This is a genomic window from Streptomyces pyxinicus (assembly GCF_024753135.1).
Taxonomy (GTDB): domain Bacteria; phylum Actinomycetota; class Actinomycetes; order Streptomycetales; family Streptomycetaceae; genus Streptomyces; species Streptomyces pyxinicus.
This window is the reverse complement of sequence record NZ_JANUGP010000026.1, coordinates 36,279-53,820: the sequence shown is the minus strand read 5'-3', so window position 1 is coordinate 53,820 and position 17,542 is coordinate 36,279. Positions and strand designations below refer to the sequence as shown.

Below are 17,542 nucleotides of genomic sequence, written 5' to 3'. Positions count from 1 at the left end.
CCCCGGGCGTCATGATCTAGCGATGGATGAGTACGCGGGCTAACGAGCCCTGAAGTGCCGGCCAGAGACATGGTGCGGCGGAGCTGGGCGGCGACCGTCGCTGCCCTGCCCGTGGGGACCTGGGTCACCCGGAAGGTCGTGAGCCGTCAGCCGTTCGGGATCTTCAACCTTATAGAAGGTGTGCCGGATGCCTTGGGGCTGACTGAGATCACAGCCATGCCGCTCGGGATGGAGCTGCCTGCCCTCGGGGCCGCCGTCACGGGCGTCGTCTACTGGCTCGATGCACGCGACCACCAGGTGAGGGTCCGGCTCGTTAGTGATCGTTCCCGGGCCGTCTCTGGGCCGTGCGAGGGTGGCCGAGGCCGACCGACGGCGACCGACACTGACAGGCGAGCCACGGCCGCCACCAGCGAAACCCCAGGTCAGAGCCGCCCGGGCGGACGCGTTTCCGCACAGGGGTGGCGATACGGCAAGATGGGGTGTATCTGCCCACTGTCAGATTTCAAGTTGCCGGACGGTTTCTCTTGGCTGAGTTCATTTACACCATGCGCAAGGCGCGCAAAGCGCACGGCGACAAGGTGATCCTCGACGACGTCACCCTGAGCTTCCTCCCGGGTGCCAAGATCGGCGTCGTCGGTCCGAACGGTGCCGGTAAGTCGACCGTGCTGAAGATCATGGCCGGTCTGGAGCAGCCGTCCAACGGCGACGCGTTCCTGTCGCCCGGCTACAGCGTGGGCATCCTGCTCCAGGAGCCGCCGCTGAGCGAGGACAAGACCGTCCTGGAGAACGTCCAGGAGGGTGTCGCCGAGGTCAAGGGCAAGCTCGACCGGTTCAACGAGATCGCCGAGCTGATGGCGACCGACTACTCCGACGCGCTGCTCGACGAGATGGGCAAGCTCCAGGAGGAGCTGGACCACGCCAACGCGTGGGACCTCGACGCCCAGCTGGAGCAGGCCATGGACGCGCTGGGCTGCCCGCCCGGCGACTGGCCCGTGGCCAACCTCTCCGGTGGCGAGAAGCGCCGCGTGGCGCTGTGCAAGCTGCTGCTCGAAGCCCCTGACCTGCTGCTGCTCGACGAGCCCACCAACCACCTCGACGCCGAGTCGGTGAACTGGCTGGAGCAGCACCTGGCCAAGTACGAGGGCACCGTCGTCGCGGTCACCCACGACCGGTACTTCCTGGACAACGTCGCCGGGTGGATCTGCGAGGTCGACCGCGGCCGGCTGCACGGCTACGAGGGCAACTACTCCAAGTACCTGGAGACCAAGGCCACCCGTCTCAAGGTCGAGGGCCAGAAGGACGCCAAGCGGCAGAAGCGGCTCAAGGAAGAGCTGGAGTGGGTGCGGTCGAACGCCAAGGGGCGCCAGGCCAAGTCCAAGGCCCGTCTCGCGCGGTACGAGGAGATGGCCGCCGAGGCCGACAAGATGCGGAAGCTGGACTTCGAGGAGATCCAGATCCCGCCGGGCCCCCGCCTGGGCAACGTGGTCGTCGAGGTCGACAAGCTGAACAAGGCCTTCGGTGAGAAGGTCCTCATCGACGACCTCAGCTTCACCCTGCCGCGCAACGGCATCGTCGGCGTCATCGGCCCGAACGGCGCCGGCAAGACCACGCTCTTCAAGATGATCCAGGGCCTGGAGACGCCGGACTCCGGCGACATCAAGGTCGGCGAGACCGTCAAGATCTCGTACGTCGACCAGAGCCGCGCCAACATCGACCCGAAGAAGACACTGTGGGCCGTCGTCTCCGACGAGCTGGACTACATCAACGTCGGACAGGTCGAGATGCCGAGCCGGGCGTACGTGTCCGCGTTCGGGTTCAAGGGCCCGGACCAGCAGAAGCCGGCCGGTGTGCTCTCCGGCGGTGAGCGCAACCGCCTCAACCTCGCACTCACCCTCAAGCAGGGCGGCAACCTGCTGCTCCTCGACGAGCCCACCAACGACCTCGACGTCGAGACCCTCTCCAGCCTGGAGAACGCGCTGCTGGAGTTCCCCGGCTGCGCCGTCGTCGTCTCCCACGACCGCTGGTTCCTCGACCGGGTCGCCACCCACATCCTCGCCTACGAGGGCGACTCCAAGTGGTTCTGGTTCGAGGGCAACTTCGAGTCGTACGAGAAGAACAAGGTCGAGCGGCTCGGCCCGGACGCCGCGCGTCCGCACCGCGCCACCTACAAGAAGCTCACCCGGGGCTGATCGGTCTTGCGCCACCTCTACCGCTGCCCCCTGCGCTGGTCCGACATGGACGCGTACGGGCATGTCAACAACGTGGTCTTCCTCCGCTATCTGGAGGAAGCCCGCATCGACTTCCTGTTCCGTCCCGAGAAGGACTTCCAGCAGGGGTCCGTGGTGGTGCGGCACGAGATCGACTACAAGCGGCAGCTCGTCCACCGGCACCACCCGGTGGACATCGAGCTGTGGATCACCGAGATCCGGGCCGCGTCCTTCACCGTCGCCTTCGAGGTGAAGGACGACGACCTCGTGTACGTCCGGGCCTCGACGGTCGTCGTGCCGTACGACTTCGAGGCGGGCCGACCGCGCCGGATCACCGCGGAGGAGCGCGAGTTCCTCCGGTCGTACCGGGACGAGGCCGACGAGGAGGCCGCCGCCGCATGACGGTGCTGCACCTCGCCGACGAGACAGAGGCGGCGGACCTCGCCGCCTACCTCTCCCGGCTGCTCCACTACGACCGTGGAGCCGCGGTGCGGTTGCAGGCGGCCGGCACGGCGCTGGCCGTCTTCGGCCGGCCGCCCTCCTTCGAGGTGCTGGCGGTACGGGCGGTGCGGCTGGCCAAGCCGTACGAGGACGGGCTCGCCGTCACCCTCGACCTGACCGTCTCCGCCGGGGAGTTGCTGGAGTCGGTTGACGAGCGGGCGGCGACCGCGGGCGTGCCCGCGGCGGTCACCGGGCCGCCGTGGGCCGGGGTGCTGCCGCCGCGCGGCGGCTGGCGGCCCGAGCCGGGGCTGCCGGCGCCGGACGCGCTGCGGGCGACCGTCTCCGCCGCGGTGCGGGAATTCCGGTCCCGCACCGAGGAGTTGGCGCCCGAGCGGCGCGGCCGGACGGAGCTGGACCGGATCGGGCGGGACATCTGGTCCCGGGAGATCGCGGGCACCGGGCTGCCGGTGCGGGCCGTGCACGCGGCCCAGTCCCTGGGCTTCCTGCGGCCGGGCGCCGGACCGGAGGACACCGGGCTGTACTCCTCGGGCGCGTGGCTGCGGCTGCGCACCCCCTACGGGTCCGTCGCCGTACGGCGGGAGGGACGGCAGGGGCTGGGAGCGGCTCTCGGTTTCAGCGTGCGCTGAGCACCGTCCGCCCCCGCGTGCCCGCCTCCGGGCGTCTCAGCCCGCGCTGTTCACCATCGACGCCGCCGCGTACGTCAGGTAGTTCCACAGCGTCCGCTCGTGCTCCTCGGACAGGCCCAGCTCGTCCACCGCCACCCGCATGTGCTTCAGCCAGGCGTCGTGCGCCGCCCGGTCCACGGTGAACGGGGCGTGCCGCATGCGCAGCCGGGGGTGGCCGCGGTTCTCGCTGTACGTGGTGGGGCCGCCCCAGTACTGGATCAGGAACAGGGTCAGCCGCTCCTCGGCCGGGCCCAGGTCCTCCTCCGGGTACATCGGCTTGAGCAGCGGGTCCTCCGCGACCCCCTCGTAGAAGCGGTGCACCAGCCGGCGGAAGGTGTCCTCCCCGCCGACCTGCTCGTAGAAGGTCTGCTCCTGAAGCGTGCCGCGCCGAATCTCTCTCACCCCTCCATGGTCTCAGACCGGGTGACCCAGGTCCGGGGACTTAGGACCTCGGCGGGATCCCGCCCCTACTGTGGAGTCATGGGCGCCCACGACACACGGACCGAGGCCCTCGCCGCCGCCGAGCGGGCCGAGCTGGTGCGGGAGATCGACGCGGACGGCGCCTGGGCCGCGGACCCGGTGTGGCGGGAGGCGTTCGCCACGGTCCCCCGGCACCTGTTCGTGCCGTACTACTACGTCACCGGGCCGCGCGGCCACGAGCGGCGCTGGTGCGAGAGCCCCGATCCGGCCGCCCGGGAACGCTGGGTGCGCGGCGCCTACGCGGACGTACCACTGGCCACCCGGCTGCGCGACGGCGAGCTGCTCTCCTCCAGCAGTCAGCCCTCCCTGATGGCCCGGATGCTGGTCGCGCTCGGTGTCGAGGACGGCGACCGGGTCCTGGAGGTGGGCGCCGGCACCGGCTACAACGCGGCCCTGCTCGGGCACCGGCTCGGCGACGACGGCCTCGTCACCACCATCGACCTGGAACCGGAGATCACCGAGTCCGCCCGGCAGCACCTGGCCGCCGCCGGGCACCACCCGGCCGTCGTCACCGGCGACGGGGCGCGCGGGGTGCCCGAGCGCGCCCCCTTCGACCGGATCATCGCCACCTGCGCGCTGCCGACGGTGCCGCGCGCCTGGATCGCCCAGTGCCGTCCCGGCGCGCGCATCCTGACGCCGCTGACCACCGGGCTGCTCTCGCTCACGGTGGCGGACGCCGGGCACGCGGAGGGGCGCTTCCTGCCGACGGCCGCGTACTTCGTGCCCCTGCGCGGCGAGGGCCGGGCCGAGCCGGCCGGGGTGTCCCTGGCCGGGCTGCCGCCCCAGGCCCGCGAGCAGGACGCCTTCCACTTCCTGCTCGCGCTTCTCCGGGACGCCCTGGACGCCCCGGAGGCCTACGCGCTGTGGCAGCGGGAGGGCGAGCCGGACCGGGGGCGGTACGGCGTCACGGTCGCCGGCGAGCGGGCCTGGGCCTGGCTGGACGACCCGGAGGGGCCCTACGCCTGGCCCCTCCCTTGAGCCTCCGTGCGCCCGCTCAGCCCCGGCGGACGGTGATCGTCGTCCAGGCGCCCACGTGCACCTGGTCGCCGTCGAGCAGCGGCACCGGCACGAACGGCTGGATCGGCTCCTCGCCGCCGTTGACCGTGGTGCCGTTGGTCGAGTTCTGGTCCACGACCGCCCAGCTGCCGTCCGGCTGCTTCACCAGCACCGCGTGCTGGTGCGAGACGCCCGGGTCCTCCGGCGGCACCGACAGGTCGATGTCGGGGGTGTCGCCGGTGGAGTGCCGGCGGCGGCCGATGGTGACCTGGTTGCCGGTGAGCGCGCGCTGCTGCGCGGGCGAGTACGCGGGCAGGTTCAGGCCCGCGGCCTCGGGTCCGGAGCGCTGCATCATCGCCATGAAGTAGTCGCGGTCCGGGCCGATGGTCGCGGTCCAGGTGGCCGGCCACGCGGTGTCGTCCGGGAAGCCGGGGCCGGCGGAGACGCGGGGCACTCCGTGCGTCGCCGGCGAGTAGACGTAAGCGCCCCGGTCGGCATGCCCGCCCGTCTCTTGTCCTCCGGGACCGGTGGCCGACGGCGGGGAGATCACCCAGTCGTCCTCGCCGCGGCCCGAGGTGGGACCGCCGCCGGGCGCGCGGCCGGTCTCCCGCGGGTACGTGGGCGCGGGCGGCCCGGAGTACGACGCCTGAGCGGCGCCACCGGGAGCGGCAGGGGGTGTCGGCCCGGGAGGGGGCGGCACCGGGCGCGAGGGGTCCCCACCGAAGCCGGAGGGACCACCGGGGCCGGGGCCCTGACCCTGACCCTGGCCCTGACCCGGGCCCCTGTCGAACCCGGAGGGACCGCCAGGGCCGCCGGGGCGCTGCCCCGGGCCTCTGTCGAAGGCGGAAGGCGCACCGCCCCCCGGACCCTGACCAGGCCGACCAGACCCACCAGAACCACCAGGCCCCGCACCGAACCCGGACGGGCCACCAGGACCGGGACCCTGCCCCGGACCCCGGTCGAACCCGGAAGGCGCACCGGAGCCGGGGCCCTGACCCGGACCCCGGTCGAACCCGGAAGCCCCACCGAAACCGGGCCCCTGGCCCTGGCCCTGCCCCTGCCCCCGGCCCTGGCCAGGACCCGGACCGAACCCGGACGGACCCGACGGGGCGCGGTTGCCGCCGAACGGGATCGGGCCGGAGGGCTCGCTGTCGACGTGGGGGAGCGACTCGGCGCCCCGGTTCACCTGGGACGGGCGCGAGCCCCGGTAGTCGTCGCCGAACGGAGGCCCCGGCGACCGGTACGCGTCCGGCGGAGCGGCCGGCGTGTACGAGGTCGCCGTGTTCGTCAGGAAGTTCCAGCGGCACTCCTCGCAGAACGGCGCGCCCCCCTCACGGGGCGTACGGCACTGCGGGCACAGCTCCGGCTCGGGCGCGCCGGAACCACGCGGGGGCGGGAAGCCGTAGCCGCCGGTGGGCGGGGGCGGCGGGGGCGGAGGTACGGCACCGGCCATGCGGTGACCGCAGACCTCGCACCAGTCGTCGGAACCCGACTGGTGTCCGTTCGGGCAGGTCGGCATGTCGGTGCTTCCCCTTCTCCTGAGGCTCGTCCGGTCTCACACCGCCGTGCGGCGGCGTCACTTCTTTACACGAACAGTCTTTGTGGACCGGGTCTCCAGCGTCATCTCGTCGGCCTCCGCGACCCTCGTCTTCAACCGCACAGTACCCGTCGCGGCGTCGACCACGTCCACCACCTTCGCAAGCAGTTTCGCAGTATCCGCGTTCCCCGAGGCGCCGGCGAGCTGAACGGCCCGTCCCAGTTTGGCCGTTGCTCCGTCGAAATCGCCCGCTTTGCGAAGGTCGAGGCCCTGTTGGATGGCTTGTGCCAGTTCCGCCTGCCCGGTGTAGTGCGCGACTTGGGGGTTGAGCGCCGTGGAGGCCGCCATGTCGTCGGTCCACACGGCCCGTACGAGCCCCTGTGCTCCCTGTGCTCCCTCGGCCCCGGGGTTCTGTGCCGTTCCGTCCGGTTGTGGGACGACCAGGGAGACGCGGGCGGCGAGCATCTCCTGGCCGAGGCCGGCCGCCGGGACCTCGACGCAGACGTGGTAGTCGCGGGACTCGTCGCCCCAGGAGCCGGTGGGGTAGTCCCCGGCACGCGGGCCGGCCTCGGTGCGCCGGCCGGTCAAGTTCTCCACGCTGGGGGCGACTTGCTTGACGTACCGGATGGTGGTGCCGACCGGTGTCCACACCCGCAGGGCGACGTCGGCGACCTCCTTGCCCATCGCGGTCTCCATCATCCGCGTGAAGTCGGCGGCCAGCCCCGCCGGATCGGCGACGATGTCGGCGGTGCCGAGCAGCGCCGAGGCGATTCCTGTGACTTCTTTCACTTCCCAGTCGGTGCCCACGCCCCGGGCATCGCAGGTGAACCGCCCGGCACACGCGTCCAGCGCGGCCCGCAGGTCCTCGGGGGACTCGTGCTCGTTGCGGCCGTCGGTGAGCAGGATGCCGTGCCGGATGGTGACGTCCGCCGAGGACAGCAGCCGGTCGGCGAGCCGCAGCCAGGTGCCGATGGCCGTACCGCCGCCCGCGTCGAGACGCCGTAGCGCCTGCTTGGCCTCTTCCCGGGTGCCGGCGTCGGCGACCGCGAGGGCGCCGCCGCCCGGGTAGACCTCCTTGGCCACGTGCGTGCCGGCGATCACCGCGAAGCGGGTGCCGTCGCGCAGGGCGTCGACGGCGGCGGCCGTGGCGGCTTGGGCGTTGCGCATCTTGGTGGGCGGGTAGTCCATGGAGCCCGAGCAGTCGACCATGAGCACCACGGCGGCCGAGGGTCCCCGTCCCGGGCCGTACAGCGGTGCGGCGACGGTGCCGCCGCCCGTCGCCGTGACCGTGACGATGGCGTTGACCTCCCGGCCGCCCTCGGGCAGGTACGCGTTCTGGTAGACGTCCACCGAGAACCGCGGCACGTCCGGCTTGGCGAAATTGGCCATGCTTGATCGACTCCCCCTGAAAGGCGCCCCGTTCCCGCGGGGCGCGGGTGTGGACGGACCGGTCCCCTCCGGTCCGCCGCCGCTGCCCCCGCCGGGCGCGGCGTTTTGTACGGCCTCAGGCCGATACCGGCGATCCTGCCCCGTGCGACGGCGCCGGGAACGGCAGCACCGCCACTGTTACGTTGTCGTGGCCCCCGCCGTCCAGGGCGTGCCCGACCAGCACCCGGGCGCTGTGCAGCGGGCGTTCGGCCGCGTCGGCGGGGAGGGCCTCGGACATCTCCTCGGCGGTCTCGGCGTAGTTCCACAGGCCGTCGGTGCACACCACCACGACGCCGGGCCGGTCCGGCTTGAAGGACGCGGTGTGCGGTTCCAGTTCGTAGGCGTCGGCGCCGAGCCAGCCGGTGATGGCGTGGGCGCGCTCGTCGGCGTACGCCTCGGCCTCGTTCATCAGCCCGGCGGCGACCATCTGCGCGGCCCACGAGTCGTCCTCGGTCAGCCGGGCTGGGGGTGCCGAGCGGTCGGCGGGCACCCAGTAGACACGGCTGTCGCCGACCCAGCCGACGACCAGCAGGCCGGGGCTGACGATCGCGCCGACCAGCGTGCAGGCCGGGGCGTTCTGGTGCGGTGCGTGCTCGCGGGCCGTGTCCGGCTCCTCGGCGAGCGCGTTGACCGCCTCGGCGGCGGCGACGATCGCCTCGTGCATGGCCTGCTGCGGGTGGGTGCCGCGCGGCAGGGCGGCCAGCAGGGCGTCCCCGGCCGTCCGGGAGGCGGCCAGGGAGGCCTCGTCGGGGCGGGTCGCGGAGGAGACGCCGTCGCAGACGACGGCGAGCGCGACGGGGGTGCCGTCGGGCAGCGCGGTGTGGCCGACGGCGAAGGCGTCCTCGTTGCGGTGGTGGCGCAGTCCCCGGTCGGTGACGGCCGCGACCGGGCCCGACTCCTGCTCCATGTGGTCGCGTTCGCGGGGCTGGGCGTGGCCGCAGTGCTCGCAGTAGCCGTCGTCGTCCACCCGGCCGGCCCGGCAGGCCACGCAGACCTGTGCCGTACCGGGTGCGGTACCGGCGGCGGCCGGCTCGGCCGCGGGGTCGCTCGCGCGGGGGTCCGGCGCCTGCAAGGGGTACTCCTCGGGTTCGGCGGGCCGGTCGAAGCGGACACCGGGCGCGGCCGGCCGTTGCTCGCCGGTCAGCGGCCGGCCACCGGAGTCGGTGCCGGGCAGGTCGGTCGGCAGATGGGCGGCCGGCGGGGTGCCGGCGGAGCCGGGCGGCTCGGGCGCCGGCCAGTCCACCCCGTCACCGGGCGCCGGGGCACCGGACAGGGTGAGGGTCGGATGGTCCTGCGGGGCGGCGGGCACCACCGACAGGTCGTGCCCGCACGCTCCGCAGAAGTGGTCGCCCGGTTCCACGGGCTCCGCGCAGCTCGGGCACTTCGCCGGTGCGGCCTGCTGGGGCTTCTGCGACATCAACTACACCCACGTCCGGGGGCGGTAACGGTTGGCCCGTTCCACCAGTTCGATCCTCTCCTCGCCGCCGGCCGCCAGCCGGGCCAGCGCGCGGTAGGCGCGCTCCAGACCGAAGCGGAGTCCCCGCTCGTCCAGACCGCTGCCCAGCAGCACCCGCCCTTCGGCGGCCGAGGGAGTGGTGCCCTGCCCCGAGGAGAGTATCCAGTCCAGGGCGCAGCCGAGCACTTCGACGGACAACTGCCCGCGGCGCGCCGGGTCCAGACCGTACGCGTCCAGCGCCTCGACCTGCCCGGCGGCGGCCGTCAGGTCGTCCAGGAACGGTACGTCACCGGCGCTCGCGGTGCGCTGTCTCAGCCGCGCCCGTACGGCCGCCACCCGGGCCGCCGTGTAGTGGATGGAGGCCTCCGGCACCGACTCCAGGGTGCGCACCGCGCCCTGCCGGTCCCCGGCCGCCAGCTGCACCCGGGCGAGACCGAACGCGGCGCTGACATGGCCCCGGTCGGTCGCCCACACCAGCCGGTAGTACTCGGCGGCGTTGTCGAGCTGGCCCAGCACCTCCGCGCACAGGGCGAGCGCCAGCTTGGGCGCGGCCTCGCCCGGGAAGGCGTCGTAGACCGCGTCGAAGCCGAGCGCGGCGCCCTCGAAGTCGCCGGTGACCAGGGCGGCCAGGCCCCGGTACCACACCACCCGCCAGTCGTCGGGGCGTTCGCCGTCCAGTCCGGCCAGGGCGGTGAGGGCCGCCTGGTGGTCGCCGCTCTCCAGGCGGGCGCGGACCTCCCGCAGCCGGGTCTCCACGGTCCGCGCCGGTGCCGAGGCCAGCGCGGCGAGCAGCTCGGCCGGCGCGGAGGTCACCAGGCCCGCGAGGAAACCGGCGTTCGGGTCGCCCGGGTCGACCAGTGGCACGGGCAGCGCGAGCGCGGCCGGCGGCACGTCGACCGGCTGCACCAGGGCGGCGGCCGGCTCGGCGGGCCGTCCGCCACGCGCCCCGAGCCGGGAGACGTCCTTGGTCAGGCGCGGGAACAGCTCGGTGTCCGTGACCCTGACCTCGGGCCCGAACAGCGTGGACAGCGCCGACCGCGCCTGCCCGGTCTGGAGCGAGACGACCTCCCGCAGCACCCCGGTGAGCTGCTCGGACATCTCCTGCGCGGAGGCGAACCGGCGGGCCGGGTCCGGGTCGGTGGCGCGCACCAGGAGCCGGTAGAAGGACTCGTAGCGGCGGAACACCTCGATGGTGTCCGGGTCCGGCAGCGAGTCCGCGAAGACGTTCGTGTAGCCCTGGAAGTCGAAGGTCAGCACGGCGAGGGTACGGCCCACCGTGTACAGGTCGCTGGCGACCGACGGGCCGACCTCGGCGACCTCGGGCGCCTGGTAGCCGACCGTGCCGTAGATCGCGGACTCGTCGTCGTCCATGCGGCGCACCGCGCCCATGTCGATCAGCTTGAGCTGGTCCTCGGTCTGGATGGCGTTGTCGACCTTGAAGTCGCAGTACAGCAGGTTGCGGCTGTGCAGGTGGCCGAGGGCCTCCAGCGCCTCGATGCCGTAGGCGCAGGCCTGCTCCACGGGCAGCGGGTCCCGGCGCCCGTCGGGGGTCCGGCGGCCGTTGGCGATCTCCTTCAGCGACTTGCCGCCGACGTACTCCATGACGATGTAGCCGTCGAGGGAGCCGGTGCGCTGGTCCAGGTGCTCCACGAAGTTGTAGATCCGCACGATGTTGGCGTGCTCGATCTCCGCGAGGAAGCGCCGCTCGGAGATCGCGGCGGCCATCGCGTCCTGGTCCCCGGTGTCCAGCAGGCCCTTGAGGACCACCCAGCGGTCGGAGACGGCCCGGTCCACGGCCAGGTAGACCCAGCCGAGCCCGCCGTGCGCCAGGCAGCCCGCCACCTCGTACTGGCCGTGCACGACGTCCCCGGCCGCCAGCTTGGGCACGAAGGAGTACGGGTGGCCGCACTTGGTGCAGAACCCCTCGGTGCGCCCCGGGCGCTCGCCCCGGGCCCGGCCGACCGGCGCCCCGCAGTCCGCCCGCGAGCAGAACCGTTTGCGTTCGGGGACCTCCGGGTTCTCCAGCACCATCGCGCGCGGGTCCGGCCGGGGCACCCCCGGCACGCTCACCAGTCCCGCGCCCAGCCGGCCGCGCGTCGAGGTGCCCGAGGAGGAGCCGGAACTGCGCACCGACACCGAGCGGCCGGTGGAGCGGCCGGACAGGGACCGGGAGAGCCGCCCGGACACCGAGCGACGCGAGCGCGCGGACTGCGAGGAGGTGCGGGCACTGCGCGCGCTGCCGCTGTCGGCCGCGTTCCTGGTGACCCCGGTGGGCGGCGAGCCGACCATGCCGGTGGCGGCCACCACGGGCGCGAGACCGCAGGTGTCGCAGTACAGCTCGCCGCCGCCGACGTCCTCGTACGCCCCCGCGCAGCCCGGCCGCTGACAGGTCTGCCCCGCCTGGCTCATGACTGGTCCCCCTCACGGTCCTTGGGTGTGCCCGCGCCGCCCAGCAGCTCGCGGGCCAACTGCTGGTAGCGCAGCACGGCTTGTTCCGCCACCCGCAGGTCGCAGGGCGCGCTCCACAGCATCCGCCGGGCCGCGTCGTACCGCTCGATCAGGAACGGGTCCTCGGCCAGGCCGTGCCGGGCCACCTTCGCCCGGTAGGCGTCCAGCCGGCCGCGCAGCTCGGCGCGGACCGCGAGCGGCGCGGTGACGGCCGTCAACGACTCGCGGGCCCGCAGCAGTTCGTCCTCCGCCTTGCGCTCCAGCGACTCCAGCAGCGGGGACAGCCGGTGCCACTGGGCCTGCCTGCGGTAGTCGGCGGCCGTCGCGAGCTGCTCCTGGAGCACGGTCGGCGGGCCGCTGACCACCGGCACCTCGGTCGCGGCGATCTTCGCCAGCACCTCGCCGCGCGCGGTGCGGGCCTCGGCGAGGGTGCGGTCGGCGCGCGAGAGGACGTCCCGCAGCCGGATCAGCCGGGCCTCGGCGTCCTGCCGGACGGTGAGCACGGCGTCGATCTCGCGGCGCACCTCCTCCAGGGCGCGCGCCTCCCGGTCGTACACCGTGGTGTCCGGGCGGCCGCCGCCGGGCGCCGAGCTGCCCTCGGCGGGCACCCAGTGGGCGAGCGGGTCGGAGACGACCTCCTCGCGCAGCCTGGTCAGTATCCGGGTGATCCGCTCCAGGTCGTCACCGGCCGGGTGCTCGCCGGGCCGGACGCCGACGGAGTGCGCGAGCCGCCGGGTGCGCCGGAGTTCCGCGGCCAGTAAATCGATCCGGGCGGGCAGCGCCGACCACACCGCGTCGGCGGCGACCACCAGGTCCAGGCTGGAGGCGTACAGCTCGTTCATCCGGTCCACCAGCGCGGACAGGGTGTACGTCTCGCTGAGCCGGCCCTCCCCGGCGACGGTCACGGACTCGCCGCGCAGCAGCTCGGTCAGCTCGGCCAGGTCCTCGCGGCTGGACCAGCGGCGCCGGGCGCGGATCTCCCGGGCGGAGCGCAGCGCGGCGGTGTAGGCGTCGAAGCAGACCCACAACCGGGTGATGCGCGCCTCGGTGGTCTCCCAGCGCTCCCGGGTGAGGCCGGTCAGCTCGGCGCCTTCGAGGAGTCTGCGGCCCGCGTGGTCCTGGAGGGCCAGCAGGGAGGTCTCGATCGCCTCGTACTCCTGGCCGAGCCGCGCCAGCGCACGGTCCACCTCGTCCCGGTCCATCACCGGCCCGGCGGGGTCCGTGACGCCCATCGATCACCTCTCGCTGCTGTGTCTGGTCGGCCTGTCGGGTTGTCCGGTTGTCGGGGTGTCGGGGTGTCGGGGTGCGGGGGTCAGCCGCCGTGCAGGTAGCGCGGCGCGGGGGGCTCGGACGCGGCCGGGTCCTTCCCCAGTGTCGCCGACAGCCACCGGTCGTACGACGCCTGCCAGCCGTGGTCGCGGTAGTCCACCAGGACGTGGTTGACCCGGCGCACCAGATCGCTCGCGCCCTTCTTCATCGCCACGCCGTAGTACTCGGTCGTGAACGGCTTGCCCTTGAGTTCGACGGTCGGGTCCTGCGCGGCCTGGCTGGCGGCGAGCGCGCCGTCGGTCACCACCGCGTCCACCTCGCCGAGTTGGAGCCGCACCAGGCAGTCGAGCTGGTTCGGGACGGTGATCGAGACATCGGTGGAGGCGGGCAGCCTCCCGGACGTGCGGTCGGCGTCCAGCTTGGTGTGGGCGGTCGAACCGGCGGCGGAGCACACCCTCTTGTGCGCGAGCGAGCCGTCGTAGCCCGTGATGCCCGAGGACTTGGGCGCCAGCACCTGCTGGCCGGTCTTGAAGTAGGGCGCGGAGAACGCGACTTGGGACAGCCGGTCGCAGGTGATGGTCATCGTGCGGACCACCATGTCGACCCGGTTGTCCTGGATCGCCGTGATGCGCTGGCTGGTCGGTATCGCCTTGAACTGCACGGCGTCCGGGTCACCGAGGAGGTCCTCGGCGATCCGGTGCGCCAGGTCGATGTCGAAGCCCTCCAGCTCCGCGCCCTCGGTGTTGGGGTTGCGGTAGCCCCAGCGGTAGCTGTTCTGGTCGACGCCGACGATCAGCTTGCGCTTGGCGCCGGTACGGGCCTTGATGGCGTCGATCGTCGGGCCGTCGGCGCCGGACGGGGACAGCGAGCGGTCCTGGGCCCCGGCGTCCTGGCAGTCGTCGGCGCGGACCTGGCCCGCGTGGGCGGTGCGCTGCCCGGCCGGCCTGCCGTCGGCCGGGGCCTGGGTGTGCGGGAGCAGCAGGACGAACGCCAGTGCCAGCGCGCACAGCACCGCCATCGCGCCGACGCCGCCCCAGCCCCGTAGGGCGGCCCGCGCACGCCTCCCGTACATCGCCCTGCCCCCTGTCACCGGTACTCCGAAAGCCTGCGCCCGATGCCGGCCACGGCACCGGCCGCGCCCAGCAGCGCGAGGGCCGCCGCGCCGGCCGGCAGCCCGGTCAGCGCGTCCCGGCCGTCCCCGGCCGCCCGCTGGAACTCGCCCTGTTCGTGGTCGATGGCGCGGGCGAGGTTGGCGTCCACGCTGTCGAAGCACGCGCCGGTGGCGCCCTTGGCACCGATCACCTTGTCCAGCGCCTGCTGGTAGTTGCCGTTCTCGTCCTCGGTACGGGCCGCCGCGTGGCGCTGCTTCCACACCGCCATGTTGCCCTCGGCCGCCTTGACCGGGGCGGTGCCGGCGCTGTCGTCGGCGAGCCGGCCGGCCGCGGCCAGCCCCTTGCCGAGCGCGGCCATGTCCTTGTCGAAGTCGCGGTAGTACGCGTCGTACACGGTGCCGTCAACCGTGACGGTCTCGGCGCCGCGCGCCACCAGGCTCAGGTTCTCGTTGCCGCGTGCCTTCAGGGAGGCGATCCGGGCGTCGTGCAGCACGCCGAGCGAGCGGATGCCCCGGTCGTAGGAGCCGTCCAGTTCGGAGCGGGCGACGGTGTGGCCGACGACCAGCCAGAGCAGCACGACCGTGGTGGCGGCGGTGCCGGCGACCAGGCCGTGGTTGAGGACGCGGTGGGTGCGCTGGTAGGTGCGGTGCTGGGCCCAGCCGAGCGCGCCGAGCGCGAGGACGCCGAGCGCGATCGCGGCCCACGGGTACGGGGTGGCGTCCGCGTAGTCGGCGTCGAGCCGCTGGTTCTCCCGGGTGTAGAGGTCCTCGGCGGCCGGGAGCATCTGCCGCTGCATCTTCTCGTTGGCGTAGCGCAGATAGGCGCCGCCCACCGGGTAGCCCTGCCGGTTGTAGGTGCGGGCCCGCTCGATCAGGCCCTTGTACTCGGGCAGCAGCCGGTTCAGCCGGGTGATGGCCGCCTCGGACGCCGACCCGGGCTCCGCGTTGGCGGCGGCCGTCACGAGGCCGCCGGCGGCGGTACGGATGTCCTTCTCGTACCGGTCCCGGGTGCCGGCCGTCTCCTGCCCGCCGGCCAGGAAGCCGCTGGAGGCGGCGGTGTTGGCGTCGGCGAGCGAACGGTAGATGCCGGCCGCGCCGGAGCTGAGCGGCTGGCTGCGGTGCAGCACGTCGTCGGCCGCCGCGGCCCGCTCGCTGGTCTGCCAGGCGGTGACGGCCCCGAACGCGACGACGACCAGGGCGAGTACGGCGCCGATGATCCGCAGCCGCCCCGGCTCCGTCGTCGCGGCGGCCCGCAGCCGCTCGGCACCCTCGGCGAAGGCGGTCCGCCGGGCCGGCGGCGCGGCCGGCGGACGCGGGGTGTGCGGTACCGGGGTGTACGGCACCGGGGGCGCGGGCGGCCCGGACTGCGCGGGCACGCCGGGCACCGCCACCGGTGGCGGTGCGCTGCTCTTCGGCGGGTGTGTCACTCGACCTCCCCCATGGCCATCCGTTCGCCGCCCAGTATCACCGCCACGACCGGCGTCCGCACCGGCCTTCACTGGATCTTGATCGGATCGCAGCGTCCCCTACGGGCGCGCGCCCCCAGCGCACCACCCCCTGCTGATGAACACGCGGGGCGCACCGGATCGGTTCCGCCGGCCGTTGTCGCCCGAGTCGTCGCGCGGGCGGGAGCGGCTGAACGACCGCAGGGGCGATCCCGCGTCCGCACACGATCCCGCGCGCCGAAACCCCGGCCCGTCGGTTGTCGCTGGCACCGACGCCGGGTCGCACCACCCCGGACACGACGAGGCTCCGGGTGACGAGGTCACCCGGAGCCTCCGGCAGAACCGAGGTCTCAGCCCCCCGCTGGTGCCCTACCAGCCGCCGGTGCCGATCTCGGTGGGGTCGCCGATGCCGCCGTTGCCGGTGCCCTTGTAGAGGTAGAGCTTGCCCGTCTCTCCGGTGTCGGACTTCACGGCCGCCAGGTCGCCGACGCCGTCACCGGAGAAGTCGGCACCGGCGTAGCCCGAGATCCCGTTCCAGCCGCCTGTGCCTATCTCCACCCGTGAGGTGACACCGGAGCCGTCGCCCTTGTAGAGGAACAGCTTCCCGGTCGATTTCTCCGTGCCGACGAGGTCGTCCTTGCCGTCCTTGTTCATGTCGCCGGGGCTGACGACCTTGTTCATGCCGTTCCAGCCACCCGTGCCGATCTCCACGCGCCCGCTCAGGCCCGAGATCGTCCCGTTGCCGGTGCCCTTGTAGAGGAACAGCTTGCCCGACGATTCCTCCGAGGCGCCGACGTCGTCCTTGCCGTCACCGTTGAAGTCGCCGACGAACAGGTTGGTCATGCCGTTCCAGCCGCCGGTTCCGATCTCCACCCGTGACGCCAGACCCGTACCCGTCCCCTTGTAGAGGAACAGCTTTCCCGTCGACTTCTCCGTCGCGACCAGGTCGTCCTTGCCGTCACTGTTCAGGTCGCCCGCGGCCACGTTCGCCATGCCGTTCCAGCCACCGGTACCGATCAGCACCCGGGAACTCAACGCTCCCACCTTCGGGCCCTTGTACAGCCACAGCTTCCCCGTGGACACCTCCGTCGCCACCAGGTCCGCGACCCGGTCCCCGCTGAACTCACCCGCCGTCAGATTCGTCATCCCCGGATCGGTGATCACGGGAGCGTCATCGGTCACGGACTTGTTGCGCACCGGCTCGAAGGTGCCGTGGCCCGAGAAGTACGGATAGGGGATCTCGTGGTGGATGACGTCCTGCCTGCTGCTGAACTCGTAGCCGATGTAGCTCGTGTGGGAGCTGTCCGTCCACTTCTCGAAGAGCGCGACATGACCGTCGTCACGGACCGCGTCGTTGAGGAGGGCGTCGCCGGCCTTGAGATCACCCTTGGAGATCGATTCGGTGACGCCGGCGCTGGCGAAGGTGTCCGTCGTCAGGGAGGAACTGAGGCGCCACGCCATCGACACGTATCCGGAGCAGTCGGTGCGGTAGCCGGCGTAGTACTCGCCCTGGTTGTACTTGAGGCCCTTGCCGAGCCAGCTCTGGGCCCGGTCGATGACCTCGCTGCGGGTGATGGACGGTGCCGTCTCCGCCGCGCCGACGGCGGTCCTCCGGCCCGGGACCGGCGTCACCGGGCCCTGGCCGCCGCCGGCGAGCTGCCGGACCGTCGCGCCCGGGGTGAGCGGGACCGGGGCGGCGTGGGCGACACCGCCGCCGACGGACACGAGACCGCAGGACAGCGAGGCGGTGACGGCGAGCGTGACCGAGACGGAACGGGCAGCGACGGGTCTGGGCATGACACATCCTCAGTGAAGGAAGGCGTGATGGTCCGTGGGGTGGGGCGAAACAGGCGGTCCCCGATACGCGGCGAGCCCACAGGAGATCAGCCGCGGGGCGCGTGGGGGAGGCAGTGACCGCTGTGAGTGCCGTGTCGACACTCTGCCCGCTCCGGCAGCCCGGAGGGAGCGTCGGAGCCTGGCATCAAGGAGCCTGTCACCTTGGTGCAACGCCGTTTCGAGCAGGCCGACTTGTCGATTG

13 protein-coding genes are annotated in these 17,542 nt (G+C 73.1%); 4 read left to right on the top strand and 9 right to left on the bottom strand.

The window, feature by feature from the left end; all coding sequences use genetic code 11:
- The first annotated feature begins 524 nt into the window (after positions 1–524).
- Genes ettA through NX794_RS27595 form a run of 3 tightly spaced genes read left to right on the top strand, consistent with a single transcriptional unit; the run spans position 525 to position 3,295 of the window.
- On the top strand, positions 525–2,189 hold the full coding sequence (gene ettA / locus NX794_RS27605; protein WP_258781848.1) for an energy-dependent translational throttle protein EttA: 1,665 nt from the start codon (positions 525–527) through the stop codon (positions 2,187–2,189).
- Positions 2,190–2,195: 6 nt separating this feature from the next.
- Positions 2,196–2,609: an acyl-CoA thioesterase gene (locus NX794_RS27600; protein ID WP_258781844.1), complete on the top strand. Its 414-nt coding sequence runs from the start codon at positions 2,196–2,198 to the stop codon at positions 2,607–2,609.
- Complete coding sequence (locus tag NX794_RS27595; protein ID WP_258781843.1) at positions 2,606–3,295, top strand: DUF8185 domain-containing protein; 690 nt, start codon at positions 2,606–2,608, stop codon at positions 3,293–3,295. The genes NX794_RS27600 and NX794_RS27595 overlap by 4 nt, the downstream gene beginning before the upstream one ends.
- Before the next feature lie 36 nt (positions 3,296–3,331).
- Here the strand turns inward: NX794_RS27595 and NX794_RS27590 are convergent, their stop codons facing one another.
- A complete protein-coding gene (locus NX794_RS27590) occupies positions 3,332–3,736 on the bottom strand; it encodes a globin (RefSeq protein WP_258781842.1) in 405 nt (134 codons plus the stop codon).
- Positions 3,737–3,814: 78 nt separating this feature from the next.
- Between NX794_RS27590 and NX794_RS27585 the strand changes: the two genes are divergently transcribed.
- Entirely contained in the window at positions 3,815–4,792 is a 978-nt protein-coding gene (locus tag NX794_RS27585; protein WP_258781841.1) for a methyltransferase domain-containing protein, read from the top strand.
- Between the two features lie 16 nt (positions 4,793–4,808).
- Here NX794_RS27585 and NX794_RS27580 read toward each other — a convergent pair whose 3' ends face one another.
- The 8 genes from NX794_RS27580 to NX794_RS27545 all read right to left on the bottom strand — a co-directional run bounded on the left by NX794_RS27580 (position 4,809) and on the right by NX794_RS27545 (position 17,301).
- Positions 4,809–6,329 carry an FHA domain-containing protein gene (locus NX794_RS27580; protein ID WP_258781840.1) on the bottom strand — a complete coding sequence of 507 codons (1,521 nt, stop codon included), beginning with the start codon at positions 6,327–6,329 and terminating at the stop codon, positions 4,809–4,811.
- 57 nt (positions 6,330–6,386) lie between these two features.
- Entirely contained in the window at positions 6,387–7,736 is a 1,350-nt protein-coding gene (locus tag NX794_RS27575) for a vWA domain-containing protein (protein WP_258781838.1), read from the bottom strand.
- A 115-nt stretch (positions 7,737–7,851) separates the two neighbouring features.
- Positions 7,852–9,192 carry a PP2C family protein-serine/threonine phosphatase gene (locus NX794_RS27570; protein WP_258781834.1) on the bottom strand — a complete coding sequence of 447 codons (1,341 nt, stop codon included), beginning with the start codon at positions 9,190–9,192 and terminating at the stop codon, positions 7,852–7,854.
- A gap of 3 nt (positions 9,193–9,195) precedes the next feature.
- Complete coding sequence (locus NX794_RS27565; protein ID WP_258781833.1) at positions 9,196–11,640, bottom strand: serine/threonine-protein kinase; 2,445 nt, start codon at positions 11,638–11,640, stop codon at positions 9,196–9,198.
- On the bottom strand, positions 11,637–12,911 hold the full coding sequence (locus NX794_RS27560; protein ID WP_258781831.1) for a coiled-coil domain-containing protein: 1,275 nt from the start codon (positions 12,909–12,911) through the stop codon (positions 11,637–11,639). The genes NX794_RS27565 and NX794_RS27560 overlap by 4 nt, the downstream gene beginning before the upstream one ends.
- A gap of 80 nt (positions 12,912–12,991) precedes the next feature.
- Positions 12,992–14,020 (bottom strand): glutamate ABC transporter substrate-binding protein, encoded by a 1,029-nt coding sequence (locus NX794_RS27555; RefSeq protein ID WP_258781829.1) that lies wholly within the window; start codon positions 14,018–14,020, stop codon positions 12,992–12,994.
- 14 nt (positions 14,021–14,034) lie between these two features.
- Positions 14,035–15,486, bottom strand: coding sequence for a hypothetical protein (locus NX794_RS27550; protein WP_258781828.1), 1,452 nt, complete (start codon positions 15,484–15,486; stop codon positions 14,035–14,037).
- Positions 15,487–15,873: 387 nt separating this feature from the next.
- Positions 15,874–17,301, bottom strand: coding sequence for a C40 family peptidase (locus NX794_RS27545; RefSeq protein WP_258781826.1), 1,428 nt, complete (start codon positions 17,299–17,301; stop codon positions 15,874–15,876).
- Positions 17,302–17,542 lie beyond the last annotated feature (241 nt).